Consider the following 24908-nt stretch of genomic DNA (forward strand, 5'->3'; position numbering starts at 1 on the left):
CCCACCCCATCGTAGGGAACGGTGGGCGTCGTGTGCACACGCCGTACGTCCTGACATGCGGAAGGCCCGCACGCGAGCCGCGTGCGGGCCTTCCGGCAGGCCTCCTTAAGACCGGCTCAGCCGAGCCGGATCACGCCGTAGTCGAAGCCTTTCCGCCGGTAGACCACGCTGGGCCGGCCCGCGTCGGAGTCGTTGAAGAGGTAGAAATCGTGGCCGACCAGCTCCATCTCGTAGAGAGCCTGGTCCACCGTCATGGGCTCCGCGGTGTGCTGCTTCTCGCGAACGACGCGACCGGGCTGGTGACCGAGGTCGTCGTCGGCCCAGCTCTGCTGCTGGGGCAGGTGTATCTCTTCGGCACTCGCGAAGCCGTTCGTCTGCGGTTCGGCTTCGGGTGCGTCCAACACCGCGGTCCGCGCGGCGGGACTGGCTGCGGCCGGGGATCCGCCACCCGGCAGCGCAGAGGTCGCTTCGGCGACCGATTCCGGGCGGCTGCGCCCGTAGTGCACGCGCCTCCGGTCGTGCGTCCTCCGCAGCCGGTTCTCCAGCTTGGTGACTGCGGAATCGAGCGCTGCGTAGAAGTCGGCGGCACACGCTTCTGCGCGTACGGCCGGGCCCCGCCCCTTTCCGGTGATTTCGACGCGCTGGCAGCTCTTGGCCTGGCGCCGGTTGGGTTCGTGGAACAGCTCCACGTCGTACCGGATGACTTTCCTGTCGTAGCGCTCGAGGCGGGCCAGCTTTTCGCTGACAAGCGCCCGGTAGTGGTCGGGCACCTCCACGTTGCGGCCCTTTACGACGATGTCCATACACGACCTCCCTCGCTTCGAAGACTGCGAGCTGTTGAGTTCACACACGGCGCCGGTATTGCGGGGACGGAAGCCCGGATCGCGGGCTGAGAAGGAACTCGGGGCGGACCACGACGTCTCGTGCCGGTGCCCGAACGCGGACTCAGCGCACCTCCGGCGCCAGGGACATGGGCTCGTCACCTCCCTGCCTGCGGGGATTGCTGATTGCGGAGCACGTTAGCTTCCTCACGCCCGTTACAACAGCCCCCGAGCCGGGGGATGTCGAGGAATGAGACTCCGTCACCCCGCGCAGTGAGCGGAGGGTGAACACCAGAAAACACCCGCTGGTCGGACGCGGCGCGAAGACCGCGCTTTCACACGGACGGCGCATCGCCGCCCCACGCTGGACGCCGAGGGTGACGGCCCCGCCCACCGCAGCCGCCACCCCGGTGGAGTGGCGCGGCGGCCGAGTGGTCTTGATCGACACCCTCATGCCCGGACAACGGGCGCGGGCGTTCTCGCGTTCCCGGCAGATGTCACTCGTGTAGGTGACGGGCGGGTCACCCGGGCGTTGGTGGAGTCAGGGGTTCGGGGGTGGCCGGGGTTCGTGTGGTGACGGAGTTGCGGTTGTGGCGTGTGGGTTTCGCGGGATTCGCGATGCGAGCCGTTGCGAGAAGCCCCTTCAAAGCCACATTGCATCGAGCGCAACGGAAGCCCCGACGGCGCGCAAGTGGTTGCCGCGAACCGGGTGCGGAGTCGGACGAGCGCGGTGGGGCGGTGGCCGTGGATCACCCCGCCGAGAGCAGGGTCAGGACCGCCGCCACCGTGATGCCCTCCGCCGCCAGCGCTCGGACGCAGGCAGCCGCCGTTGCTCCCGTGGTGATCACGTCGTCCAGGACCACCACCGTGCTTCCCGGTGGTGGGCGGCCTGCCTCGCGGAACCGGAGGCGGCCGGCGAGGTTCGCCGCTCGTTGGGCGCGGTCCAGGCCCACCGCGTCGCGGACTCCGCCGGCCAGTTCCAGCGCTGGGGCCACCGTCACCTCGAAGCCGCGCGCTGCCAAGGTTTTGGCCGCCGACTTGGCCAGGCGCTCCACGTGGGGGCCGCCGCGGGTGCGGGATGCCGGGCGGCGGCTCGGGGCCGGGACCAGGCACAGTGCGGGAACGGTTCCGGTACCGGTTTCCGCTCGCCACGACCGAGAGCCGCTTGACCCCGAGGGCCGACCAGCAGGAGCAGGGACATCCGGCGTAGTCCGCGCAACCGGCGCGGCCGACACAACAGACGCGGCCGGCGCAACTCGCGCAGCCGACGCGGCCGCCACAGCAGGCGCAACCCCCGCAGCCGACGCCGCGACCTGAGCCCTCAGCGGCAGAACGGCCAGCGCCTCCGCCAACGCCCACCCCAGCGAGGGCGCCAGATCCCGCCGCCCGCGTTCCTTGTACGCGATCAGCAACCTCCGGGCCACGCCTCGGTACCGGGCCAGCGAGAACACCCTCACCAGCCCCGCCGTCGGCACCCGGACGACCTCGGACACCGCGCCCCAAACTCCCGCGCACCGGGCGCAGCACGGGGACCCTCGGGCTCCGCAGGCCGCGCACCGGGCCGGGATCAGCATGTCGAGCAGCATGCGGACAGTGTCGCGGCCACCACCGACAGTTTCGAACGTCCGGACGTCACCCGATCAAGTGATCTCAGCCCGGGTAGAACGGATCCGCGTCCTTCATCGAATGGTCCTGCGGCCGCCACACCTCGCCCAGCACCGACGCCGTCCACAGGCCGCTTGCGTCCGCCACCACGATCGGGCGGCCCGCCGCCGCCGTCACGCCGTGGACCGTCGGGGTGAGGTTGGAGCTGTTGAACGCGTCCAGCCGCTGGCCGTCGACCGTCACGCGGACCACCGGCTGCGAGGGCGACTTCGTCACCGCCACCAGGGTGTCCTGGGCCAGCCAGTCGACGTCGAGCACTTCCTGCAGGTCGTGGGGCTGGAGGACCCGCGGCTCGCGCAGGGACACCGAATCGCCGGTGCCGACCACCGAGGCCACCCACAGCCGGCCGCCGACCACCGCTGCCACCCGGGCGCCGTCGCGGGAGAAGCGCAGCTCGGAAATGGCGCCCTGCTGGAGCAGGTCCGCCGCGTTGACCGTCAGCGCCGTCCACTGGCCGTTCGGGTTCAGCACCATCCGGCCCACCGTCAGCTGGTCCGCGACCGTCCACACTTCGCCGCCGCCCGGGCGCCACGTCGGGCGGCTCAGCGTGGTGCCGCCCAGGCTGACCGGCGGCAGGTCGTGCCCGACGTCGCCGATCCGCAGGCGGACCTTGTCGCCGTCGCGCTCCACCACCGCCAGGCGCTTGCCGTCGAGGGACTGGGCCGCGCTCACGATGTCGTAGCCGCCGTTGCCCGCCGGGCCCGGGACCGGCGCGCCGTCGCCCAGCGACCGCAGCCGGCCGCCGACCGTCATCATCCCCAGCTGCGTCAGGATCGGCGACAGCGAAGCGTTGTACGCGGGCAGATCGGTCGGCCGCCAGTCCGGGTGGTTCGCGACCAGCGGGGCGCCGTCGGCGAGGATCCGGATCCGCGCCGACGTGACGTACTGCAGCGTCAGGACGATCTGGGCGGCGATCAGGTTCCGGGTGTCGTCGGCGACGCCGGAGAGCCCGCTCAGCGATACCACCAGCGTCCCGTCGTCGAGGCTCTTGACGTTCGTGTCGATCTCGACCGGCTCGACGAGCAGGTTCTTCACCGACCCCGCCAGGCTCGTCGACGGCCCGCTGACCAGCAGGTTCAGCACCTTGCTCGGCAGCCCGGACTGCGGCTTCGCGACGACGTACCGCCGGTCGGGGACGAACGTGGCCGACTGCTCCGAGTAGAAGCTCACCGGCACCGGGGTGTAGTTCTCGCTGAAGTCGGACTCGGTCGCGTACAGGTCGGGCGGCGGGTCGACGATCCGCCACTGGCCGTTCGCCTGCTTGCGCACCTTCACCTGCAGCGCCGCCCCGGTGTAGTCCGACACGAACGCGCTGTTCTGGTCGAGCGTGCCGACGTCGATGCCGCGCACGTTCACGAGCACCGTGTTCGGGTCCGGCTGCGGGGCGGGGTCGAAGACCGTGCCGAAGGTGTTCTGGATGATCGTGAGGCTGCGGCTCGGGTGCCAGTTCGCCCGGCTCTGTTCGTCCAGGTAGGCGCGGGCGGCCGCGTTGTTCTGGCCCGGCTTGAGCGTCGCGCCGACGTAGTCGCGGACCAGCGTCAGCGCGTCGATGTTCGGCTTGGGCTCGGGCACCACGTCGCCCGAACCTTGTCCCTGGCGCTCCCCGGAGACGACGACCGGCTGCGACTCCAGCGGGACGTTCGCGCACCCGGCGACCAGCACCAGGCACAGCACCGCGAGTCCGAGCTCTTTCCACCGACGTGTCACTGACCGATTTCCTCACGTTCGGCGAAGATCGCCTCCGGCGCCGGCGTCACCTCGATGATCCCGAGCGGCACTTCGGCGGCGACGCGGTCGGGCGGCGGCAGGACCAGCGGCGGCCGGCCGGCGGGCACGTCCTGGCGGCGCGGCAGCAGCAGCCGGAAGCAGGCGCCGTCGCCGGGTTCGCCCCACGCGTCGAGCTCGCCGCCGTGCAGGCGCGCGTCCTCCTGGCTGATCGCCAGGCCGAGGCCGGTGCCGCCGGTGCGCCGGTTGCGCGACGGGTCGGCGCGCCAGAACCGGTTGAACACCAGGTCGGCCTCGCCGGGCCGCAGGCCGACGCCGTGGTCCCGGACCGTGACGGCGACCGCGGTCTCGTTGGCCCCGACCGTGAGCACCACCGGCTTGCCTTCGCTGTGGTCGACGGCGTTGCCGAGCAGGTTGCGCAGGATCCGCTCGACGCGCCGGGCGTCGACCTCGGCGATGACCTCTTCGTCGGGCAGCACCAGTTCCACCGAGCTGCCCGCGTTGCCGGCGATCACCCGCACCTGCTCGACCGCGCGGGTGGCGATCGGGCGGACATCGATGAACTCCGCGGAGAGCTCCTCGACGCCGGCGTCGAGGCGGCTGATCTCCAGCAGGTCGCCGAGCAGGGACTCGAACCGGTCGAGCTCGTCGACCAGCAGCTCGGTCGAGCGCGCGAGGCCGGCCGGGAACTGCTCGCGGGACGCGTGCAGCACGTCCGCGGCCATCCGGACGGTGGTCAGCGGCGTGCGCAGCTCGTGCGAGACGTCGGAGGTGAACCGCCGCTGCAGCCCGCCGAACTCCTCGAGCTGGCGGATCTGGCGCTGGATGCTGGCGGCCATCCCGTTGTAGGACACCGCGAGCTTGGCCAGGTCGTCTTCGCCGAGCACGGCGAGCCGCTGGTCGAGGTCGCCGCCGGCGAACTGCTCGGCCGCCGCGGCGGCCTGCCGGACCGGGCGCACCACCTGCCGCGTCACCAGGTTCGTGATGCCCGCCAGCAGGAGCAGCAGCACGAGCCCGCCGACGAGCAGGGTGTTCTGGACGGTGGCGACGGTGTTCTGCTCGGTCGTCAGGGGGAACAGCAAGTAGAGCTGCAGCGGGCTGGCGACGGTGTTGAGCGGCGTGCCGACGATCAGGTACGTCGTGCGGCCGCCGTCGGTGTCGGTGACCGTGTGCTCGAGCCAGCTCATCTCGTTGGCTTCGACGAACTGCCGCAGCCGGGGCGGCACGCTGTCGAACGGGCCGGCGGACGAGGGCGGGTCACCGGACTGGTCGCGGCCGCCGCTGGCGAGCACCGGGACGAACGTGCCCGCCGCCGAGCCGGCCGCGTCCTGGCTGGTCGGGGTGATCGCGATCTTCTTCAGCGCGTTCTGGAGGCGGTTGGTCATCGCCTCGTCCGTCTCGCCGCCGAGGCCGACCAGCTCACCCGCGGCGGTGTCCGCGGCCGCGCGGGTCTGCGCGATCGCGGCGTCGCGCTTGGTGTCCAGCAGCCGCTCGGTGATCTGGTTCTGCAGCACCATGCCCAGCACGAACACCACGGCCGAAGACAGCGCGAGCGTCGACACGGTGACGCGGAACTGCAGCGAGTGCTTCCACAGCTCGTTGAACGCGATCGCGCGGCGGCGCGCGAAAACGACGACACGCCGCACCAGGCGTGCCGTCGAACGCGCGAACGCGGGGAGCCGTCTGCCGGTCTCCGTCGTCATGGAGCGATCACGGCGGGCCGGCCTTGTACCCGACGCCGCGAACGGTCAACACCACCTCGGGGTGCTCCGGGTCCTTCTCCACCTTGGAACGCAGGCGCTGGACGTGCACGTTCACCAGCCGGGTGTCGGCCGCGTGCCGGTAACCCCACACCTGCTCGAGCAGCACCTCGCGGGTGAACACCTGGCGCGGCTTGCGGGCCAGCGCCACCAGCAGGTCGAACTCCAGCGGGGTCAGCGGGATGGCCTTGCCCTCGCGGGTGACCTCGTGCCCCGGCACGTCGATCGCCAGGTCGCCGATCGTGAGCGACTCCGCCGGTTCGGCCTCGGTGCGGCGCATGCGGGCCCGCACCCGCGCGACCAGCTCCTTCGGCTTGAACGGCTTCACCACGTAGTCGTCCGCGCCGGACTCCAGGCCGAGCACGATGTCGACCGTGTCGCTCTTGGCGGTGAGCATGACGATCGGCACCCCGGACTCGGCGCGGATCGCCTTGCAGACGTCGATCCCGTTCATCCCGGGCAGCATCAGGTCGAGCAGGACGAGGTCGGGCTTCAGCTCGCGCAGCGCGGGCAGCGCGCGGGAACCGTCGGCGACCACGGCCGTGTCGAACCCCTCCCCACGGAGCACGATGGTGAGCATCTCCGCGAGGGCGGGGTCGTCGTCGACCACGAGAACACGTGCCTTCATGTCCACATATTCGCACTAGTTGCGACGCCCGTACGCGCGACCCGCGTGTTTGACCACCAGAAAGATCAAGATCGCGACGGGTTCCTGCTCCATACGGGTGCCGCTGGACGGTCCGTGAAGGCCGGCACCCGGCCTTCACGGACCTGCGGAAAGGGGCTCAGGGAACGGCCGGGACGGGCGCGTCCACGAGGACGGCGTCACCGTCGACGACCACGCGGTACGTGCGTACCGGGTGCTTCGCGGGCAGGCACGTGGGCAGGCCGGTGCGCAGGTCGAACTGCGCGGCGTGCAGCGGGCACTCGACGAAGCAGCCCTCGAGCCAGCCGTCGGCGAGCGAGGCGTCCTGGTGGGTGCAGGTGTCGTCGACGGCGAAGAAGCCGTCTTCGGTGTGGAACACGGCGATGGGTACCGGGCCGTCGAGGCGCAGGGCCTCCCCCACGGGCAGGTCGGCGACGGCGCACGCTCGGATCATCGAGGCCTCCGGAGAACGTCTGACGGGATGCCGGGACGGTTCGTGAAAGTTGCGCATTGCGCGACGCTGCGCTTCCTGCGCAACAATCAGGCTCCGACGGCACCCACGTCAAGAGATTCGCCCACTCAGCCGATAGGAACGGCGCCGAGCGGATAGTGTTGCGCTATGCGGAACCAGGACTCTGCTGACGCAACCTCGGCGGGAAAGCACGCCTCGGGCGGCGGCAACGCAACTCAGAGCCAGGTGCAGTCGGTCGACCGGGCGATCAGCGTGCTGGAACTGCTCGCCCGCAACGGGGAAACCGGCATCACCGAGATCGCGGGCGAGCTGGGCGTCCACAAGTCGACGGCGTCGCGGCTGCTCAGCGTCCTGGAGTCCAGAGGCCTCGTCGAGCAGCTCGGCGAACGCGGGAAGTACGCGATCGGGTTCGGCATCGTGCGGCTGGCCGGGGCCGCCACCGGCCGGATGGACCTGGCGAAGCTCGGCCGCACCAGCTGCCTGTCGCTCGCCGAGGAGCTGGGCGAGACCGTGAACATCGCGATCGCCGACGACGGCGTCGCCATCAACATCAGCCAGGCCCGCGGCTCGGCGGCGATCACGACGCAGAACTGGACCGGCCAGCGGACGCCGCTGCACGCGACCTCCAGCGGCAAGATCCTCTTGGCGTACATGGGGGATTCCGAACGCAAGCGGGTGCTGAAGCGGAAGCTGGAGCAGTACACGCCGCGCACGACGGTCGAGCCGGAAGAGCTGATGACCGAGCTGGAGCGGGTGCTCGAAGACGGCTACGCGGCCTGCTACGAGGAGCTCGAACTCGGCATGCACGCGGTCGCCGTGCCGATCCACGGCCCGGGCGGCGACGTCGTCGCCGCGATGAGCGCTTCCGGGCCGTCGTACCGGCTTTCGAAGCAGCGCGTGAAGCAGATCGTGCGCCCGATGACCGAAGCCGCGGACGACCTTTCCGCGCAGCTGGGCTACTTCCGGGACTAGGGGTACAGCCGCGCCATCGCGCGGATCGTGTTTCCCAGGTACGCCACCAGTTCCGGGGGCGCGAGCGCCTGCGCGTCCACGCCGAGCCGCAGCAGTCCCGCGGCCGCGTGGGGCACGCTCTCCAGCGGCACGCGAGCGCGTTGCCACCCTTCGGCGTCCGGCGGTTCGAGGGTGCGCCGGGCGAGCCGGGCGGCACGCGGGCCGAGGATGTCCCGCAGGGCCGCGATTCCCGCCGCCGTCAGCCGCACGACGGCCGTCTCGCCGTCCGCGCCCTCCTCGTACTTTTCGACGTGCGTGCGCCAGAAACCAGCCAAGTCGAAGCCGTCGGGCCGGGTGAAGTGCTCGTCGAGCGCCACGAGCTCCTCGATGCCGCTCACCCGGTACGTGCGCGGGTCCGGTCCGGCGACGAGGTACCAGACGCCCGCCTTGAGGACGAGCCCGAGCGGGTGCAGCCGCCGTGTGACGACGCCCGGGGCCGGTGACCAGCGGCGGTACCGGACCTCGACGACCTGGTCCCGCCACAGCGCTTCGGCGGCCGCGAGCAGCTGCGGCACCGCGTCCGCCTCGCGGTACCAGCCGGGCGCGTCGAGGTGGAACCGCTGGCGGATCCGCACGGACGCGTCGCGGTACGGCGTCGGCAGCGCCGCCATCAGCTTCAGTTCGGCCGCGGCCACCTGCGCGCCCAGGCCGAGCTCGGCGGCCGGCTGCGGCAGGCCGGTGAGGAAGAGCGACCCGGCCTCACCGGCGGTGAGCCCGGTCAGCCGGGTCCGGTAGCCGTCCATCAGCTGGTAGCCGCCGTCCGGCCCGGTCTCGGCGTAGATCGGGACGCCCGCGGCCGCGAGCGCCTCGACGTCGCGGTACACGGTCCGCGGGGTGACGCCGAGCTCCGCCGCCAGCCGCGCGGCGCTCAGCCGCCCGCGGTTCTGCAGCAACAGCAGGAGGGAGACGAGCCGGCTCGCGCGCACCTCGCGGAGTCTGCCAGCCACCACTGACAGAAGATGTCAGTGGTGACGGCCCAAGATCGCCGTCATGAACGACTTCGACTTCTTCCACGGCTCCTGGACCGTCGTCAGCAAGCGGCTTCGCACCCTGTTTTCGGGCAGCGACGACTGGGACGTCTTCCCCGGCACCACCACCTGCACGCCGCTCTTCGACGGCGGCGGCAACACCGAGGAGATCCACTTCCCCGCCCGTGGCTTCCGCGGCTTCACGCTGCGCCTGTTCGACGTCGAGCGGAAGGAGTGGTCGATCTACTGGGCCAACGACCGCACGGGGGTGCTCCAGCCGCCGGTCGCCGGCACCTTCGACGGCGGCCGCGGCGACTTCTACGGCGACGACACCCACGACGGGAAGCCGATCCGGGCGCACTACATCTGGTCGGACATCACGGGCACCTCCGCGCGCTGGGAGCAGGAGTTCTCCCCCGACGGCGGCCGGACCTGGGAATCCAACTGGGTCATGGAGTTCACGCGCGCCTGAGCCGGCACCTTTTCGGGCGCTTGACAGCGCGTCTCGCATGACGCACTTTGTTGCCGAAGACGCAACCTCGTCGCCCGGAGGAAACGCGATGGCAGCACGGCCCCGGGTGGTCGTCGTCGGCGCCGGCCTGCTCGGCTGCGCGCTCGCCGACGAGCTGACCGAGCGCGGCTGGACCGACGTCACCGTGCTGGGCGACGGCGAGGCCGGCGACCACCCGGGCCTGGTGTTCCGGACCCACGCGGACCGCACGCTGACCGAGTTCGCGAAGTACACCGCCGAGAAGTGCGGCGGCCTCGACGGCCAGTGGTGCTTCAACCCGGTCGGCAGCCTCGAGGTCGCGACGACGCCGGAGCGTCTCGACGACCTGAAGCGGCGGCACGGCTGGGCGACGTCGTGGGGCGTGCGCGGTTACCTGCGCACGCCCGGCGAGTGCGCCGACCTGCACCCGCTCCTCGACGCGGACCGGGTGCTGGGCGGGTTCCACGTCCCCGGCGACGGCCTGCTGCACCCGCGGCGCGCGGCCGAAGCCCAGGCCCGGCGGGCGAAGGCCCGCGGTGCCCGGTTCACCGCCGGGGAGGTCGTGGCCGTCGACCGCGCGGGCGGGCGCGTGACCGGCGTCGTCACGTCGGTCGGGCGCCTGCGCGCCGACGTCGTCATCGCCTGCGACGGCTTCGGCGAGCCCGAGCCGCCACGGCTGCCCCACCGGTACGCGCGGACGTCGCCGCTGCCGGAGCTGGCCGGGCACAACGACGAACACGTCCAGGCCGGGTTGCCGGTGCTGCGCCACCTCGACAGCGGGATGTACGTCCGCGAGCACGTCGACCGGCTCGGCGTCGGCGCGGCGGAGGCGGACACGGCCGCCGCGCTGCTGCCCGCCCTGCGCGACGCCGGGTTCGAGGCCACCACGACGGTCCTGCGGCCCGGCACCCCGGACGGGATGCCGCTGCTGGGCGAGCACCCGGACCTCGACGGCTTCTGGCTGGCGAAAGCCGTCCTGGCCGAACACTCCGCCGGGGTCGCGCGCGAGCTGGCGCGCTGGCTCGTCGACGGGCAGCCCGCACTCGCCCTGCACGGCTGCGACCTCGCCCGGCGCACCGCCGGGCCGCCGCGGACGAGTCCCTTCCACGAACGGCAGATCGCCCTCGGCGCGTACTTCGACGAGACGTCGGGCTGGGCGCGACCGGCGCGGTACTCGGCCGAGGTCGCTGCCGAGGCGCTCGTCGCCCGCGAGCGCGTCGCGATGTTCGACCTGACGTCCGTACCGCGCCTGGCGGTCACCGGTCCCGGCGCGCTGCCGTTCCTGCAGGCGATGACGACCGCCGACCTGGCGAAACCGCCGGGCACAGTGACGGAAACGCTCCTGCTCGGCGAAGACGGTGGGGTGCGCGGCGTGCTGACCGTCGCCCGCCTCGGCGACGACCGGTTCCACGTCGGCGCCGGCGGACGGCTGGACTTCGCCTGGCTGAGGCGGCACCTGCCCGGCGACGGCACGGTGCAGGTGCACGACACCACACCCGGCACCTGCTGCGTCGGCGTGTGGGGGCCGCTCGCCGGCACCGTCCTCCCGGAACTGTCCACAACGGACTTCTCGGCCGAGGAGACCTTCGTCGGCGACGTCCCGGTCGTCGCGTTGCGACTGTCCACTGTGGGCGAACCGGGCTGGGAGCTGCACACGACGGCGGACCTGGGCCGCCCGTTGTGGGACGCGCTGCGGGAGCGCGGCATCGCCGTCGCCGGGCACCGGGCGTTCCTCGGCCTGCGACGGGAGGCCGGGGTGCGCACGCCCGGCGTCGACTTCACCGCCGAGCACGACCCGTACGAGGCCGGGCTCGGGCCCGCCGTCCGGATGGACAAGGGCTACTTCCTCGGGCGCGACGCCCTGGTGGGCCGCTCGGCGGCGACCGCGAGCCGGCGGCTCGTCCGCCTCACGACCGAAAACGTCCTCGAAGGCAAGGAACCGGTGTACGTCGACGGCCGCCCCGCCGGGTACGTCACGAGCGCCGGGTCCGGCCCCACCACCGGCAAGGCCGGCGCGTACGCCTGGCTACCCGCGGAGTACGGCCGGCTCGGGACGCCGGTGGAGATCGGGTACCTCGGCGGGCGCGTGCCGGGGAGGGTCGCGTGACGCACTACGACGTGATCGTGCTCGGGCTCGGCGGGATGGGCAGCGCCGCGGCGTACCGGCTGGCGCAGCGCGGGCAGCGCGTGCTCGGCATCGACCAGTTCGCGCCGGTGCACAACCGCGGGTCGAGCCACGGCGGTTCGCGGATCACGCGCCAGGCCTACCTCGAAGGCCCCGAGTACGTCCCGCTCCTGCTGCGCGCGCACGAACTGTGGGACGGCCTCGAGCGGGACAGCGGACGGCGGCTGTTCACCCGCTGCGGCGGGCTCATGGTCGGCACGGCGGGCTCGCGCACGATCACCGGCAGCGTCGCGTCGGCCCGCGCGTTCGGCATCCCGCACGAGCTGCTGGACGCCGGCGAGATCCGCCGCCGGTTCGCGACCATGGCACCGTCGGCGGACGAGGTCGCGCTGTACGAGCCGGGCGCCGGGCTGGTGTCGCCCGAAGGCAGCGTCTCCGCGCACCTGCAGCTCGCCGCGCGCTGCGGCGCCGAGCTGCACCACGAGGAGAAGGTGTTCACCTGGAGCACGATGTCCGGCGGGGTGCGCGTCGGGACGTCGCACAACTACTACACGGCCGACCGGCTGGTGCTGTGCCCCGGCGCGTGGGCCGGCGAGCTGCTGCGCGACCTCGGCGTCGCGTTCGGCGTGCGGCGGCAGGTGCAGTACTGGTTCGCGCCGTCCGGCGGGATTTCGCCGTTCGAGCGGCATCCCGTGTACATCTGGGAAGGCGACGGCTACACGTTCTACGGGTTCCCGGCGCACAACGCGGCCGCGGACGGCGTCAAGGTCGCGTTCCACAGCGGGGGCCGCGAGTGCACGCCCGACGGCATCGACCGGACGGTGTCGGCTGACGAGATCCACGAGATCGCCTCGGTCGTCAAACGGCACCTGCCGACGTTGCCGGGTGCGTTCCTCCGCGCGGCGACGTGCCTGTACACCGACACGGCCGACGAGAGCTTCGTCATCGCCCCGCACCCGGCCGAAGACCGGGTGGTGCTGGCGTGCGGGTTCTCCGGCCACGGCTTCAAGTTCGCGCCCGTGGTCGGGGAGATCATTGCGGACCTGGTGGTCGACGGCGCGACGGCGCACCCGATCGGCTGCTTCGACCCGGCTCGGCTACTCGGCCAGTAGCTCCGTGGCGAGGGCTTCGAGGTCGACGCCCGCGACGCCGTCCAGCACGTGCCACGGCGCCAGCCAGCCCGCCGCGGCCAGCTCGTCGTACACGGCCGCGCAGCGCTGCTGCAGGGCGTCGTCGGTTTCGAAGGCGTCGCGCTCCCGGTCGGTTTCGGCTTGTGCACGGCGTTCGGCGCGCTCGGCCGCGACGGCGGGCGCGACCCGCAGCAGCAGGTGCGCGTCCGGGCGGGGCAGGCCGAACCGGTCGACTTCCAGCTCCCACACCCACTTCACGACGTCGCCCGTCGCGTCCTGCTCCAGGCGCGCGGCCGCGTACGCGGCGTTGGACGCGACATAGCGGTCGAGGAGCACGACGTCGTGCGTGTCCCGCAGCGCGCGGATGTCGTCGGCCGCGCCGCTGCGGTCGAGCGCGTACAGCACGGCCATGCCGTACACCGAGTCGGCGAGGTCGCCGTGCCCGCGGTGCAGGGCCTCCTTGACGAGGTCGGCGTGCACGCTCTTGCCGTAGCGCGGGAACGCCAGCGACGCGATGCTCGCGCCCTTCGCCCGCAGTTGCGCTGTCAGCCCGTCGGCCAGCGTCCGCTTGCCCGCGCCGTCGAGCCCTTCGATGACCACCAGTCGACCCACGGCTCAATTATGTGGTGGACCGGCGGGCCCGGTGGAAGCGGATCGACACCGGGCCCGCCGGTACGGCTCACGCGGCGTGCCGCCGCAGGTGGAGGAGGTAGCCGGCGCCGCTGACGGCCAGCACCCCGACGAGGATCAGCAGCGGCACCCAGCCGGTGTCGTGGCCGGACGGCGCCGGGCCGCCGTCGCCGCGGGGCATCACCTGGGACGTCGCGTCGTAGCCGCCGGCCTCGCCCTTGCGGGCGTAGTCCGAACCGGGGAGCTTGTCCCCGTAGCGCGCCGCGACGGTGCGCTGGTAGTCGGCGACGGTGACCACCGCTGCGCCGTCCGAAAGCGGCGTCACGCGGCCGCCCTGGACCGCGTACCAGGCGTCGACCTGCGGCTCGTGGAGCAGCTGGGCGCCCGCGGGCAGCTTGCGCGCGTAACCGCTCTCGATGTCGCCCGAGGCGATGTTGCCGACCTGCCAGGCGCCGTCGGCCCCGCGGACCGACCAGAGCGTCGCCGTCCGGCCGTCCGAGGCCCGGGCGGGCACGGCGAAGTAGGCGAAGTCACCGGGCGACGCGCCCGGCTTGCCGACGACGAAGTCCGGCGAGAGCTCGTAGACGGGGTACGCGTCCGCGTCGACCTGCACCGAGACCGGCCCCCGCGCGTCCGGGGCCTGCGCGAAGAACCGGACCAGGACGTCCTGGAGCCCCGCGGCCGCGGTGTGCGCGGCCACGGCGTCGGCGCTGCTGATGCCGGCGGCCTGGGCCGCGCCTGACACCGGGGCCGTCATCAGCAGCGCCGCGCCGGTCAGCACGGCGAGCACCAGCGCCCGCCTGCTCATCGGGCGATCCCGGTGAGCGTGTGCGTCCAGGTGAAAGACGAGTTCTGCGCGTAGTACCCGTAGGTCGACCAGTTGTAGCGCTTGGCCGGCCCCGGATCACCCCAGTACACCCAGTCGCCGCTGGTGTCGTAGCCGTAGAGGACGTGCGTGTGACCGCCGCCCGAGCGGTACCCGACCCGCGTCTCGACCGGCCGGTTCGCCGAGGTCTGCTTCCGGACGTCGGCGAAGGAGATCTGCCGGTCGAGGTAGCGGCCGGGCGAGGCGAAGCCCAGCTTCGCGAACGCGCGCTGCGGGTCGGCGAGCGTGCCGGGCAGGTTCGCGCAGTCCGGACCGGACTCGCCGTGGGCGAGCTGGCAGAACCGCGTCTGGCCGACGGCGGCGCCGTGGTAGGCCGCGATGGTCGCGCCCGAACCGGCCCAGCACCACTGGTTCTTCTCCTGGGCCTGCAGCGTGATCCGGTTCCGGAAGGTCGACGGCACTCCGGGCGCGGCTCCGGCGGTGACCGGCGCGACCAGGCACAACAGCAGGCTCACGGCCACTGCGACGTGAACCCGGCTCGACTTCACCAGCACGGACGGCCTCCTGCTCGAACGTGGGCGAACCAGCGGTGGTCACAACGGTGAACAACGTGGTCACCCGGAGCAAGAACGCCATCCGGAGGAACGGACCGTTCCGGGGCACAGCCGGAACGCGGAACAGTCACCATTACGTGGCCAACCACCCTGAACGGGGGTCGGCCGGGGCACTCTACGCTGCTAACGTGAACGTTCCGCGGTGTTCACGCCCAGCGCACACACTGGTCGGGTGAAGGGACGAGCGGTGGCACAAGACGGGAACCTCCCACTGATCATCGATGGCGCCCGCACGACCCGGGCATCGGTCGCCGAGTTGCCGAAAGAGCTGACCGAGGCGCTCCGCACCGGCGAGTTCCACCACGCCCTGAGACTGGCGATCGCCTACCGCGGCCTCTCGTTGGCGCGCCTGCGCGCGCACCTCGCGCTGCGCGGGGTCCAAATCGGACAGTCCACGCTGAGCTACTGGCAGCGCGGCCTGCGGCAGCCCGAGGTACCCAAGGCGCTCCCGGCGGTCCGGGCCCTGGAATCGGTCCTCCAGCTGCCCGCGGACGCGCTGGTGGTGCTGATCGGGCCGCGCCTGGTCCGCCGCGGCCACCAGCCGGCGGCGTCGTTCCACGACCTGCGGTCCGGCGACATGGGGTCGATCGTCGAGGACCTGCTGGCCGAGCTCGGCGCGTACCCGTCGTCGAACCACTACAACGCCGACCTCGAGCTGCTGTCGGTCCACGACACGATCACGTTCGACGCCGAACACCGCCAAGTGAGCCTGCGCACGCGGCTGGTGACGCGGGCCCGGCGCCACGGCCCGGACCGGTACTTGACCGTCTACAACGGCGACCCGGGCTGCCGCATCGACGACGTCGAGCTGATCACCGACGAGGGCTGCCGCGTCGGGCGGATGCGGCGCAACCCGGACGCGGACACGATGGCGACGGAGCTGCTGTTCGACCGCAAGCTCGCCGAGGGCGACATCCACGTGTTCTGCTTCGAGGTCCGCGACGACTCGGGTTCGGCGTCGCCGGGGTACTACCGGATGCTGCGCGACCGCTGCGCGAGCTACCTGGTCCAGCTGCGCTTCGACCGCAACGCGCTGCCCGCGCGCTGCACGCGTCAGGTCCGGGCCCGCGACGACGCCCTGCCGGTGGTGGCGGAGGAGCTGGCGTGCGACATGGGCGGCGTGAGCAGCGCGTTCTTCAGCGACGCCGGCCCGGGTCTGGCCGGCGTCGCCGTCGAGTGGAACTAGCGCCCGCGACGCTTGGCCCGGGACTTCGCCTTCGCCAGGGCTCGCCACACGGCCCGGTGGGTAGTCCGGGCGGTCCGCAAGGGCTCGTTGTCCCGCACAGGGAAACCGGTGAAGCCAAGAACGGGCTCGAGGTTACGCAGGTCCGCCGCCGATGCCGAGCTCGTTTCCCTCGGGGTCGCGGTAGATGATCTTGCGCACGCCGTTGCCGTAGGTTTCCCGCTCGGCGGGCTCGATGCCGCGGGCGGAGATCCCGGCGACGCGCTCGTCGAGGTCGTCGACGAAGAGGGTGTGAAAGGCCTGCCCCGCCCGCTCGGGCCGCAGCTCGACGACGACCGACCCGTGCGAGGCGACTTGCCAGAGGGCTTCGGTATCGCTGACGACGTAGGTCGGCGGGGAGCCGAAGAGGCGTTCGTACCAGGCGAGGGCCGCGGGGTAGTCGCGGACGGCGATGCCGGCGAAGAGGTCGGCGGTCACAGGACCTCGAACCCGTTGGCCTTCGCGGCATCGGCCTGACGCTCGTCGCGGGTGACGAAGGTGACCGGCTCGCCGCCGGTGAGCTCGGCGGTGTCGTGCATCGCCACCGCGATGTGGATCGCGTCCAGGGTGCGCACCGGGTAGTTCTCCACGACCAGTCGCCGGGCGGCCATGATGACCCGGTTCGGGTTGAACGGGATCAGCATCAAGCCGCCGGCAGGCGACGCGAACTCATCAAGGTGCGCGAGCAGGATCGAGGCATCCGGGATCCGCCCGGTCCGCTTGGCGGCGGTCACCGCACCGGCGAACTCGATCCGGGTGAAGTCACTGCTCAGGATGAAGTCATCGCCGTCGAGCAGCAGCTCGCGGAACCTCGCGTGCTCCGGCTCGTCCGGGAGGTAGGCCGTGACCAGCGCGCTGGTGTCGGCGTAGAGCACGGTCACCATTCACCTCGCGTCCAGTCGAGAGCTTCGCTGACGGCGGTGCCCCAGCCCCGGGCGTGTTCCTCGATCTCATCGAGGGTCGGCACCCGAGCGGGCGGCTCGACGTGCACCACCTTGCCTTCCGCGATCATGCGTTGTTTCCACTCCGCGCGGGTTTCGGTCTTCGCGACCACGCCCCGCAGGGCCTCGGTGACCAGGTCGTTCATGCTGCGCCCCTCGGCTTCGGCTCTCGCCTTCAACCGAGCGTGCAGCTCGTCGTCGATCCGGGCGATCAATTGTTTCACCGGTTCATGATAACACTAACCCATTAGTGTTATCACTGTTCAATACGCACAACAAAGGGCCGCCCCGAACACTTTCGGGGCGGCCCTGACCTGCGGAAACGCTAAAACCTCAGTACCGGTAATGCTCCGGCTTGAACGGCCCTTCGACGTCGACGTCGATGTACTCGGCCTGTTCCTTGGTCAGCTTCGTCAGCTCGCCGCCCAGGGCGTCGAGGTGGATCTTCGCGACCTTCTCGTCCAGCTTCTTGGGGAGGCGGAAGACCTCCTTGTCGTACTCCTCGTGCTTGGTGAACAGCTCGATCTGCGCGATCACCTGGTTGGAGAAGCTGTTCGACATCACGAACGACGGGTGCCCGGTCGCGTTGCCCAGGTTCAGCAGGCGGCCCTCGGACAGCACGATGATCGTGTTGCCGTTCGGGAAGATCCACTCGTCGACCTGGGGCTTGATGTTGATGCGGCGGATGCCCGGGTAGCGGGCGAGCCCCGCCATGTCGAGCTCGTTGTCGAAGTGGCCGATGTTGCCCAGGATCGCCTGGTGCTTCATCTTCGCCATGTGCTCGACCAGCACGACGTCCTTGTTGCCGGTCGTCGTGATGACGATGTCGGCTTCCGGCAGCGCGTTCTCCAGGGTGCGGACCTGGTAGCCGTCCATCGCCGCCTGCAGCGCGCAGATCGGGTCGATCTCCGTGACGATCACGCGCGCGCCCTGGCCGCGCAGGGACTCCGCCGCGCCCTTGCCGACGTCGCCGTAGCCGCAGACCACCGCGACCTTGCCGCCGATCAGGACGTCGGTGCCGCGGTTGATGCCGTCGATCAGGGAGTGGCGGATGCCGTAGCGGTTGTCGAACTTCGACTTCGTCACCGCGTCGTTGACGTTGATCGCCGGGAACAGCAGCTCACCGGCCGCGGCCAGCTGGTACAGCCGCAGGACGCCGGTCGTGGTCTCTTCGGTGACGCCGCGGATGCCCTCGCCGATCTTCGTCCACTTGCCGGTGTCGGCCGCCACCGAGTCGCGCAGCAGTTCGAGGAACACCTTGAACTCGTCCGAGGTGTTCTCGTCCGGGGTCGGCACGACGCCGGACTTCTCGAACTCGGTGCCCTTGTGCACCAGCATCGTGGCGTCGCCGCCGTCGTCGAGGATCATGTTGGGACCCTCGCCGTCCCAGGTGAGCATCCGCTCGGTGCACCACCAGTACTCCTCGAGCGACTCGCCCTTCCAGGCGAAGACCGGGACGCCCTTGGGCTCCTCGGCCGTGCCGTGCGGGCCGACGACGACCGCGGCCGCCGCGTGGTCCTGCGTCGAGAAGATGTTGCAGGAGGCCCAGCGCACCTCCGCGCCCAGCGCGACCAGCGTCTCGATCAGGACGGCCGTCTGCACGGTCATGTGCAGCGAGCCGGAGACGCGCGCCCCGCGCAGCGGGTAGACCTCCGCGTACTCGCGCCGGAGGGCCATCAGGCCCGGCATCTCGTGCTCGGCGAGGCGGATCTCCTTGCGGCCGAACTCCGCGGCATCGAGGTCGGCGACGGCGAACTCGACGCCGTTGCGGGTCTCGTGCCGCTTCGCAACGCTTTCGGGGGGCATAGTGGCGATTCCTCCAAGACTCGATGACACCGGAACACTACCGTTGTCCGCTCGACCTTCCCTAGAACGGTTAGGAGACCCTTACCGTGCCCATGCCCGGCCCGGACACCCGCGTCGTCGAAATCCGCGTCGCCGGGCTCGTGGGCACCAGCGGCGAGACCCTGCTCGACGCGGTCTCGACCGTCGACGTCGCCGGCGACGGGCTGGGTCGCGTGATCCGCCCGGCGGACCGGCTGCGGCGGCCGGCGCCCGGACCCGTGCTGCCGGCGCTGGGCCGGTCGATCCCGCGGACCCTCGAAGGCTACCTGTGGCACGGGATGACCTCCGGTGGCGCCGCGAAGGCCACCTGGGCCCTGCTGTTCCCGTTCTCGCTCGCCAACGTCGCCTTCTGGATGCTGCCGCCGGCGGCGCCGGGCCGCCGTCTTCCGCGCGTGCTCGGCGGGATCTGCCGCGGCCTGCTGCGCGTCGGCGCGCTGCTGCTGACCATGCTGCTGATGGGCCAGCTCGCGACGATCGCGCTCGACCTGTTCGCCGCGCAGTGCCTCGCGCCCGCTTCGGGCTGCCTGCCGGTGGTCCCGGACGTCCTGCGCTCGGTCCCCGCGCGGATCGCGGTCGGCGTGCTGCCCCTGCTGGCCGTGATCTTCGTCCTGCACCGGATCTCGAGCGCGACCTGGGCGGTGCACGCCGACGGCGACCTGTCCGAGGGGCCGCTGCGGATGCGCGCCGACCCGGAGACGCCGGCGCTGCGCTGCCTCCACACCGTCGCGGCGCTGGACTCGATCGCCCTGCTGATGCTCGGCGGGCCGTTCCGCGTGCCGGGGAACGTCTTCGACCTGGTCGTCTGGATCGTGACGCTGGCCTTGGTGCTCGCGACGATCGCGGCCGCGGCGGTCGGCGCCGACACCGGGCGCTGGGCCCGCCCGGGCGTGATCGGACTGGCGGGCCTGCTGGTCGTCGTGGCCGCGGTCCGGATGCGGCCGGGGACCGGCCCGCTGCCGGGGACCAACGGCGTCGTCGAGGGGCTCGGCGCCGCCCTGGTCGCGGTCACCGTGCTGTTCGCGCTGTTCCTGCTCCCGGCCGCGCTGCTGGCCCGGCCCGGCTGGCAGCACAAGCCGCGGCGGCTGCGGCCGTGGCTGGGCGGCTGGGCCGCCGCTCCGGTGCTCGCGCTCGCCGGCCTGCTCGGCGGCGGGTTCGGCGCCGGCCTGGCCGAGGCCGTCCGGCGGCTCTCCGGTGCGGGCCTGTTGCGGGTGCCCGACACGTACCTGCTGGTCACGGTCCTGTGGGGGGCCGGGCTCGCGCTGGCCGCCGTGCTCGCGGTGCTGGGCTTCGCGGTCGCCGTCCCGATCCGGCGGCTGCGGCGGGGCATCCCCGAGATCGTCGAGCTGATGGAACACGACGAGCGGCAGGAAGCCCAGGCCGCGGCGGCGTGGGCGCGTTCGGCGTGGGAGCGGCGGCACCTGCACCACCTCGCGCTGGCGGTCGCGTCCGCGATGTCCGTGGGCGGCGCGGCGCTGCTGGTGCTGCGCTTCGGGTTCCGGGCGGTGCCCGGCTGGTTCGGTCCCCTGTCGGCGATCGGCGTGGTCGCGCTCGGCGCGCTGGCCGCGGGCCTGCTGCGCGTCGTCTACACGGCCGCGCGGACGCCGCAGCGCAGCCGTCACCTCGGGGCATTGGCCGACCTGGTCTGCTTCTGGCCGCGGGCCGCGCACCCGACCGTGCCGCCGTGTTACGCGCTGAAGGTCGTCCCGGAACTGGCCGCGCGGGCGCGCGAGCACCTCGCCGAGCCGGGGACGCGGGTGGTGCTCTCCGGCTACAACCTCGGCAGCCTGCTCACGGTCATGGCCGCGGCCCGGCTGGCGGCCGAGCTGCCGGAGGAGGACCTGGAACGCGTCGGCGTGCTCACCGCCGGGTCACCGCTGCAGTGGGGCTACCAGCGCGCCTTCCCGGCGTTGCTGCCGCAGGAAGCGCTCGAAACGCTCTTCGCCGACCTCGGCGGCCGGTGGCGTGCCTTGTGCCGCGGCACCGACATCTTCGGCGGCGGCGTGACGACCTGGCGGCACGAGGTCTCCGACCGCTGCCTGTACGGCGTCGGCTACCAGCCCGAAGGCGGCTCGGGGCCGCTGAAGGCGAAGGCGGACCGGAACGGCGTCCTCATCCTGGGCGGCGACCACTGGCTGCCGGACCCGCTGCGCGGCCCGACGGGCCGGCACCGCTGGGCGCCGGGAGTGCTCAAGCACCAGGACTACGTGGTGGACGCGGAGTGGGACCACGCCGTCGCGATGGCCGCCGGCCTCGGCAAGCCGGCCGGCGGTGAGCAGGGCCTGCTCTTCGGGGACTTCCTCGGAAAGCCGTGAGGGCCACATCGAGTCCTTCGATGCGGCCCTCACGGCACTTCAGGTCCGGCTTACTCGGAAGCCTTGCGACGGAACTTCAGCAGCGCCAGCAGCCCGCCACCGGCCACGAGCAGCAGGCCCGCGACCCAGATCAGCCAGCTGTTGTCGAAGCCGGTGTTGGCCAGGCCGCCACCGGTACCGGACTCGTTGCCGGCCGGAACGACCGCGGCACCCGTGGTGCTGGTCGGCGCGACCGAGGTGTCCGAGGTGGCCGGAGCACTGGGCTTCGTGGTCTCGGTCGGCTTCGTCGGCTTGGTGGGAACGGTGCTCTCCGGCGGGGTGTCCTTCTTGACACCGCAGGCGAACCAGTGGCTGATGGTCGGGACGTTCCTGAAGTCCTTGCCGACCATGGGAGCGTGCAGCTTCTCCCACGGCACGGTGGCGGACAGGCCCTTCTTGCCCGGCACGTAGGTGTTGTACTCGTTGCCGCCCTTGACCACGATCGCGGCCACGGTGACACCCTTGGCCACACCGGTGACGGTGAGGAACTGGTCCTTCGTCGTGCCGCCGGTGACCGTGAGGAAGTCGGACACGTCGATGGCCTTGCCGAGGCCGATGTCCTCGCACTTGGTGGCGTTGCCGACGGTGCCTTCGGCACGGTCGTCACCGGGCACGCAGGCCAGCGCGGAACCGGCGGTTCCCATCAGGGCGGCGGTGGTCAGCGCGACGATTGCGATCGCGCCGCGGAAGCTACGACTACGCATACAGAACTCCTGTACCGGCGGGGGAAGAGCACTGGTGAAATCTGTGATCGCGAGGCCACCGAGAGTGTGAATCACGCTGCTGTAATTCACCCGTCAGTGCCACACGAAGGATCGAAAGGTATCGCACGTCACGTCACCCGCTACACGGGGTCCCCTTTTAGGCACCAAAAGCAAGATCGTCCGATGTGAAGGCCACCAAAAAAGCCCCGCCGACCAGGGAAAACCTGGTCGGCGGGGCCTACACGATCGAGTTACGCGTCGGGTGCCTTGACCGGCTCCTCGACCCTGTCCGCCTGGCGTTTGCCGAGCAGTGAATGCCGGCGGCTGTAGCCGAAGTAGATCAGCACGCCCAGCACCATCCAGGCGATGAACCGCAGCCAGGTCAGCACGGTCAGGTTCAGCATCAGCCACAGGCACGCGAGGATCGCCAGGATCGGGATCAGCGGCACCAGCGGCACCTTGAACGCGCGGGGCAGGTCGGGGCGCGTCCGGCGCAGGATCAGCACGCCCGCGGAGACCAGCACGAACGCGAACAGCGTGCCGACGTTGACCATCTCCTCCAGCTTGTCCGCCGGGAAGAAGCCGGCCGCCAGCGCGACCAGGCCGCCGACGATGAGCGTCGCGCGCTTCGGCGTGCCGTGCTCGCCCGTCTTGGCGAGCCCGCGCGGCATCAGGCCGTCGCGCGACATCGCGTAGATGATCCGGACCTGGCCCAGCATCAGCACCATCACCACGGTGGTCAGGCCGGCCAGCGCGCCGAAGGAGATGATGTTGGCCGCCCAGTCGACGCCGTTCGCGGAGAACGCCGTGGCGAGGGTCTTGTGGCTGCCGTCGCCCGCCTTCGTCGCGAGGTCCTTGTACGACGTCATGCCGACGACCACCAGCGACACCGCGACGTACAGCACGGTGACGATGGCCAGCGAGCCCATGATGCCGCGCGGCACGGCCTTCTGCGGGTTCTTCGTCTCCTCGGCGGTGGTCGCCACGATGTCGAACCCGATGAACGCGAAGAACACCAGCGAAGCACCGGCCAGCAGGCCGAAGACGCCGAACGAGCTGCTCGCGCCGCCCGCGATGAGCGAGAACAGCGACTGGTCGACGCCGGTTTCGCCCGAGCCGCCGGTCGAGCCCGGCGGGATGTACGGCGAGTAGTTCGCGCCCTTGATGTAGAAGAGGCCCAGGATGATCACGAACAGCACGACGGCGACCTTGATGCCGGTGATCACCATCGAAACCCGCGACGAGAGCTTCGTGCCGACGGCCAGCAGCGTCGTCAGGATCGCCACGACGAGCAGGGCACCCCAGTCGACGGTGACGCTCCCGATGTCGAACGTCGTCTTGGCGCCCTTGCCGAAGAGGTAGCCGAGCACCGTCTCGAGGTAGACCGACCAGCCCTTGGACACCGCGGCCGCGCCGACGGCGAGCTCCAGGATCAGGTCCCAGCCGATGATCCACGCCATGAACTCGCCGAACGTGGCGTAGGAGAACGTGTACGCGCTGCCCGCGACCGGGACGGTCGACGCGAACTCGGCGTAGCACAACGCGGCCAGCGCGCACGCGATCGCGGCGAACACGAAGGCCAGCGAGACCGACGGGCCGGCGTAGTCACCGGCGGTGCGCGCCGTGAGCGTGAAGATACCGGCGCCGATGACGACCGCGACCCCGAAGACCGTGAGGTCCCACGCGCTCAGGTTCCGTCTGAGCTTGGTGTCCGGCTCGTCCGTGTCCTTAATGGACTGTTCGATCGATTTAGTGCGCCACAATCCCGTTCCGGGCACCGTTGACCTCCTGCCGCTGGCCTGCATGTATCGCGGTAGGTCACCCTATCGGGTCAAGTCCGTGACGGCTCGCCGAACGCCCGGAAGTGGATCTTGGACCTACTTCGCGAGGCTGCGGTCCAGGTCGGGCTCGAGGTAGATCAGCTTCGCGACCGGCACCTTGGCGCGCACGCGCGCCTCGGCGTCGTCGATCGCGGTGGCCACCTCGGCCGTGTCGAGCCCCGGCACCATCGCCAGCTTCGCGGCGACGAGCAGCTCGTCCGGGCCCAGGTACTGGGTGCGGATGTGGATGACGCGCTCGACCTTGCCCGCGGCGAGCTCGTCGACGATCGTCGCGAGCACCGGCTCGGTCGCGCCCTCGCCGATGAGCAGGCTCTTCATCTCGATGATCAGGATGACCGCGATGACGCCGAGCAGCAGGCCGATCGCGAGCGTGCCGACGCCGTCCCAGACCGGGTCGCCGGTGAGAACCGAAAGGCCGACGCCCAGCAGCGCGAAGACGAGGCCGAGCAGCGCACCCGCGTCCTCCAGGAGGACGACCGGGAGCTCGGGTTCCTTGGCCTGGCGGATGAAACCCCACCAGGTCGCGTCGCCCTTGATCTTCCGCGACTCGCCGATGGCGGTGTAGAAGCTGTAGCCCTCCAAGCCGACCGCCACGAGCAGGATGATCACCGCGACGATCGGCGAATCCAGCGGCTCGGGGTGGCCGATCTTGTGGATGCCTTCGTAGATCGCGAAGGCGGCGCCGAGGGTGAAGAGCATCAGCGCGACGATGAAGGAGTAGAAGTACCGGTCGCGGCCGTAGCCGAAGGGGTGCTCCTTGTCCGCCTCGCGCTTCGACGTCTTCTGGCCGAGCAGGAGCAGCCCCTGGTTCGTGGTGTCGGCGAGCGAGTGCACGGACTCGGCCAACATCGACGACGACCCGGTGACGAGGAAGCCGACGAACTTCGCGGCCGCGATCCCGGCGTTCGCCCCGAGCGCCGCGATGATCGCCTTGGTTCCGCCTCCAGCTGACACGACCGCTCCCCTGGTTGGTCCTGTATGTCCGGGTGGAGCCTAATGGGGACGGCCGGGCCGGGGCGCCACCGCCCGGGGATACCGCGGGGACGATCAGCTCACACCCGAGGTGGCCGCGTCGGGTCGTCACGAACCGCCGGATTCTGTCGTACCCCTCCGCTAACGTG

The 24908-nt window shown here is 71.4% G+C and carries 23 protein-coding genes; 6 read left to right on the forward strand and 17 right to left on the reverse strand.

Translation table 11 applies throughout. The annotated features are described in order from the left end of the window. Positions 1–116: 116 nt before the first annotated feature. The 6 genes from hpf to ACYVLJ_RS01530 all read right to left on the reverse strand — a co-directional run bounded on the left by hpf (position 117) and on the right by ACYVLJ_RS01530 (position 7071). Complete coding sequence (gene hpf / locus ACYVLJ_RS01505) at positions 117–803, reverse strand: ribosome hibernation-promoting factor, HPF/YfiA family (protein ID WP_451968040.1); 687 nt, start codon at positions 801–803, stop codon at positions 117–119. 767 nt (positions 804–1570) lie between these two features. Next, a complete protein-coding gene (locus ACYVLJ_RS01510; protein ID WP_460437498.1) occupies positions 1571–1816 on the reverse strand; it encodes a hypothetical protein in 246 nt (81 codons plus the stop codon). Between the two features lie 655 nt (positions 1817–2471). Then, positions 2472–4193 (reverse strand): LpqB family beta-propeller domain-containing protein, encoded by a 1722-nt coding sequence (locus ACYVLJ_RS01515; RefSeq protein WP_460437499.1) that lies wholly within the window; start codon positions 4191–4193, stop codon positions 2472–2474. Continuing rightward, a complete protein-coding gene (mtrB, locus tag ACYVLJ_RS01520; RefSeq protein WP_451968047.1) occupies positions 4190–5914 on the reverse strand; it encodes an MtrAB system histidine kinase MtrB in 1725 nt (574 codons plus the stop codon). Before mtrB ends, ACYVLJ_RS01515 begins: the two co-directional genes overlap by 4 nt. A gap of 7 nt (positions 5915–5921) precedes the next feature. Further along, on the reverse strand, positions 5922–6599 hold the full coding sequence (gene mtrA, locus ACYVLJ_RS01525) for an MtrAB system response regulator MtrA (protein WP_005150760.1): 678 nt from the start codon (positions 6597–6599) through the stop codon (positions 5922–5924). Between the two features lie 157 nt (positions 6600–6756). Continuing rightward, positions 6757–7071, reverse strand: a complete 315-nt coding sequence (locus ACYVLJ_RS01530; protein WP_460437500.1) for a bifunctional 3-phenylpropionate/cinnamic acid dioxygenase ferredoxin subunit — start codon at positions 7069–7071, stop codon at positions 6757–6759. 165 nt (positions 7072–7236) lie between these two features. Here ACYVLJ_RS01530 and ACYVLJ_RS01535 point away from each other — a divergent pair, with 165 nt between their 5' ends. Then, positions 7237–8061: an IclR family transcriptional regulator gene (locus ACYVLJ_RS01535; RefSeq protein WP_460437501.1), complete on the forward strand. Its 825-nt coding sequence runs from the start codon at positions 7237–7239 to the stop codon at positions 8059–8061. On the opposite strand, the gene ACYVLJ_RS01540 is transcribed toward ACYVLJ_RS01535, so the two are convergent. Then, a complete protein-coding gene (locus tag ACYVLJ_RS01540) occupies positions 8058–9026 on the reverse strand; it encodes a helix-turn-helix transcriptional regulator (RefSeq protein WP_460437994.1) in 969 nt (322 codons plus the stop codon). The two genes, ACYVLJ_RS01535 and ACYVLJ_RS01540, sit on opposite strands and share 4 nt — an antisense overlap. Before the next feature lie 64 nt (positions 9027–9090). Between ACYVLJ_RS01540 and ACYVLJ_RS01545 the strand changes: the two genes are divergently transcribed. The 3 genes from ACYVLJ_RS01545 (at position 9091) to solA (ending at position 12795) form a co-directional block, all read left to right on the forward strand. Beyond that, positions 9091–9540: a hypothetical protein gene (locus ACYVLJ_RS01545; RefSeq protein ID WP_460437502.1), complete on the forward strand. Its 450-nt coding sequence runs from the start codon at positions 9091–9093 to the stop codon at positions 9538–9540. Positions 9541–9628: 88 nt separating this feature from the next. Continuing rightward, positions 9629–11665 (forward strand): FAD-dependent oxidoreductase, encoded by a 2037-nt coding sequence (locus ACYVLJ_RS01550; protein ID WP_460437503.1) that lies wholly within the window; start codon positions 9629–9631, stop codon positions 11663–11665. After that, positions 11662–12795, forward strand: a complete 1134-nt coding sequence (gene solA / locus ACYVLJ_RS01555; protein WP_460437504.1) for an N-methyl-L-tryptophan oxidase — start codon at positions 11662–11664, stop codon at positions 12793–12795. Before ACYVLJ_RS01550 ends, solA begins: the two co-directional genes overlap by 4 nt. Here the strand turns inward: solA and ACYVLJ_RS01560 are convergent. The 3 genes from ACYVLJ_RS01560 to ACYVLJ_RS01570 all read right to left on the reverse strand — a co-directional run bounded on the left by ACYVLJ_RS01560 (position 12781) and on the right by ACYVLJ_RS01570 (position 14823). Next, positions 12781–13413, reverse strand: a complete 633-nt coding sequence (locus tag ACYVLJ_RS01560) for a dTMP kinase (RefSeq protein ID WP_451969804.1) — start codon at positions 13411–13413, stop codon at positions 12781–12783. The genes solA and ACYVLJ_RS01560 overlap by 15 nt on opposite strands. A 79-nt stretch (positions 13414–13492) precedes the next feature. Continuing rightward, positions 13493–14251: a hypothetical protein gene (locus tag ACYVLJ_RS01565; protein WP_460437505.1), complete on the reverse strand. Its 759-nt coding sequence runs from the start codon at positions 14249–14251 to the stop codon at positions 13493–13495. After that, complete coding sequence (locus tag ACYVLJ_RS01570; RefSeq protein ID WP_451968059.1) at positions 14248–14823, reverse strand: papain-like cysteine protease family protein; 576 nt, start codon at positions 14821–14823, stop codon at positions 14248–14250. Before ACYVLJ_RS01570 ends, ACYVLJ_RS01565 begins: the two co-directional genes overlap by 4 nt. 247 nt (positions 14824–15070) lie before the next feature. Here ACYVLJ_RS01570 and ACYVLJ_RS01575 point away from each other — a divergent pair, with 247 nt between their 5' ends. Beyond that, positions 15071–16069, forward strand: a complete 999-nt coding sequence (locus ACYVLJ_RS01575; protein WP_003085563.1) for a hypothetical protein — start codon at positions 15071–15073, stop codon at positions 16067–16069. A 132-nt stretch (positions 16070–16201) separates the two neighbouring features. On the opposite strand, the gene ACYVLJ_RS01580 is transcribed toward ACYVLJ_RS01575, so the two are convergent. From ACYVLJ_RS01580 to ahcY, 4 genes are all read right to left on the reverse strand, one after another. Further along, positions 16202–16543, reverse strand: a complete 342-nt coding sequence (locus ACYVLJ_RS01580) for a VOC family protein (RefSeq protein WP_460437506.1) — start codon at positions 16541–16543, stop codon at positions 16202–16204. After that, positions 16540–16989: a type II toxin-antitoxin system VapC family toxin gene (locus ACYVLJ_RS01585; RefSeq protein WP_451968063.1), complete on the reverse strand. Its 450-nt coding sequence runs from the start codon at positions 16987–16989 to the stop codon at positions 16540–16542. Before ACYVLJ_RS01585 ends, ACYVLJ_RS01580 begins: the two co-directional genes overlap by 4 nt. Beyond that, complete coding sequence (locus tag ACYVLJ_RS01590; protein WP_451968065.1) at positions 16983–17270, reverse strand: FitA-like ribbon-helix-helix domain-containing protein; 288 nt, start codon at positions 17268–17270, stop codon at positions 16983–16985. The genes ACYVLJ_RS01585 and ACYVLJ_RS01590 overlap by 7 nt, the downstream gene beginning before the upstream one ends. A 109-nt stretch (positions 17271–17379) precedes the next feature. After that, positions 17380–18852: an adenosylhomocysteinase gene (ahcY, locus tag ACYVLJ_RS01595; RefSeq protein WP_451968067.1), complete on the reverse strand. Its 1473-nt coding sequence runs from the start codon at positions 18850–18852 to the stop codon at positions 17380–17382. A gap of 92 nt (positions 18853–18944) precedes the next feature. Between ahcY and ACYVLJ_RS01600 the strand changes: the two genes are divergently transcribed. Then, on the forward strand, positions 18945–21203 hold the full coding sequence (locus tag ACYVLJ_RS01600; RefSeq protein ID WP_460437995.1) for a hypothetical protein: 2259 nt from the start codon (positions 18945–18947) through the stop codon (positions 21201–21203). 50 nt (positions 21204–21253) lie between these two features. Here the strand turns inward: ACYVLJ_RS01600 and ACYVLJ_RS01605 are convergent, their stop codons facing one another. The 3 genes from ACYVLJ_RS01605 to ACYVLJ_RS01615 all read right to left on the reverse strand — a co-directional run bounded on the left by ACYVLJ_RS01605 (position 21254) and on the right by ACYVLJ_RS01615 (position 24741). After that, complete coding sequence (locus ACYVLJ_RS01605; RefSeq protein ID WP_460437507.1) at positions 21254–21946, reverse strand: LPXTG cell wall anchor domain-containing protein; 693 nt, start codon at positions 21944–21946, stop codon at positions 21254–21256. 251 nt (positions 21947–22197) lie between these two features. Then, a complete protein-coding gene (locus ACYVLJ_RS01610; RefSeq protein ID WP_460437508.1) occupies positions 22198–23724 on the reverse strand; it encodes an amino acid permease in 1527 nt (508 codons plus the stop codon). A gap of 99 nt (positions 23725–23823) precedes the next feature. Next, positions 23824–24741, reverse strand: coding sequence for a cation diffusion facilitator family transporter (locus ACYVLJ_RS01615; protein WP_451968073.1), 918 nt, complete (start codon positions 24739–24741; stop codon positions 23824–23826). Between the last annotated feature and the right edge of the window lie 167 nt (positions 24742–24908).

The organism is Amycolatopsis stemonae, from assembly GCF_054781455.1.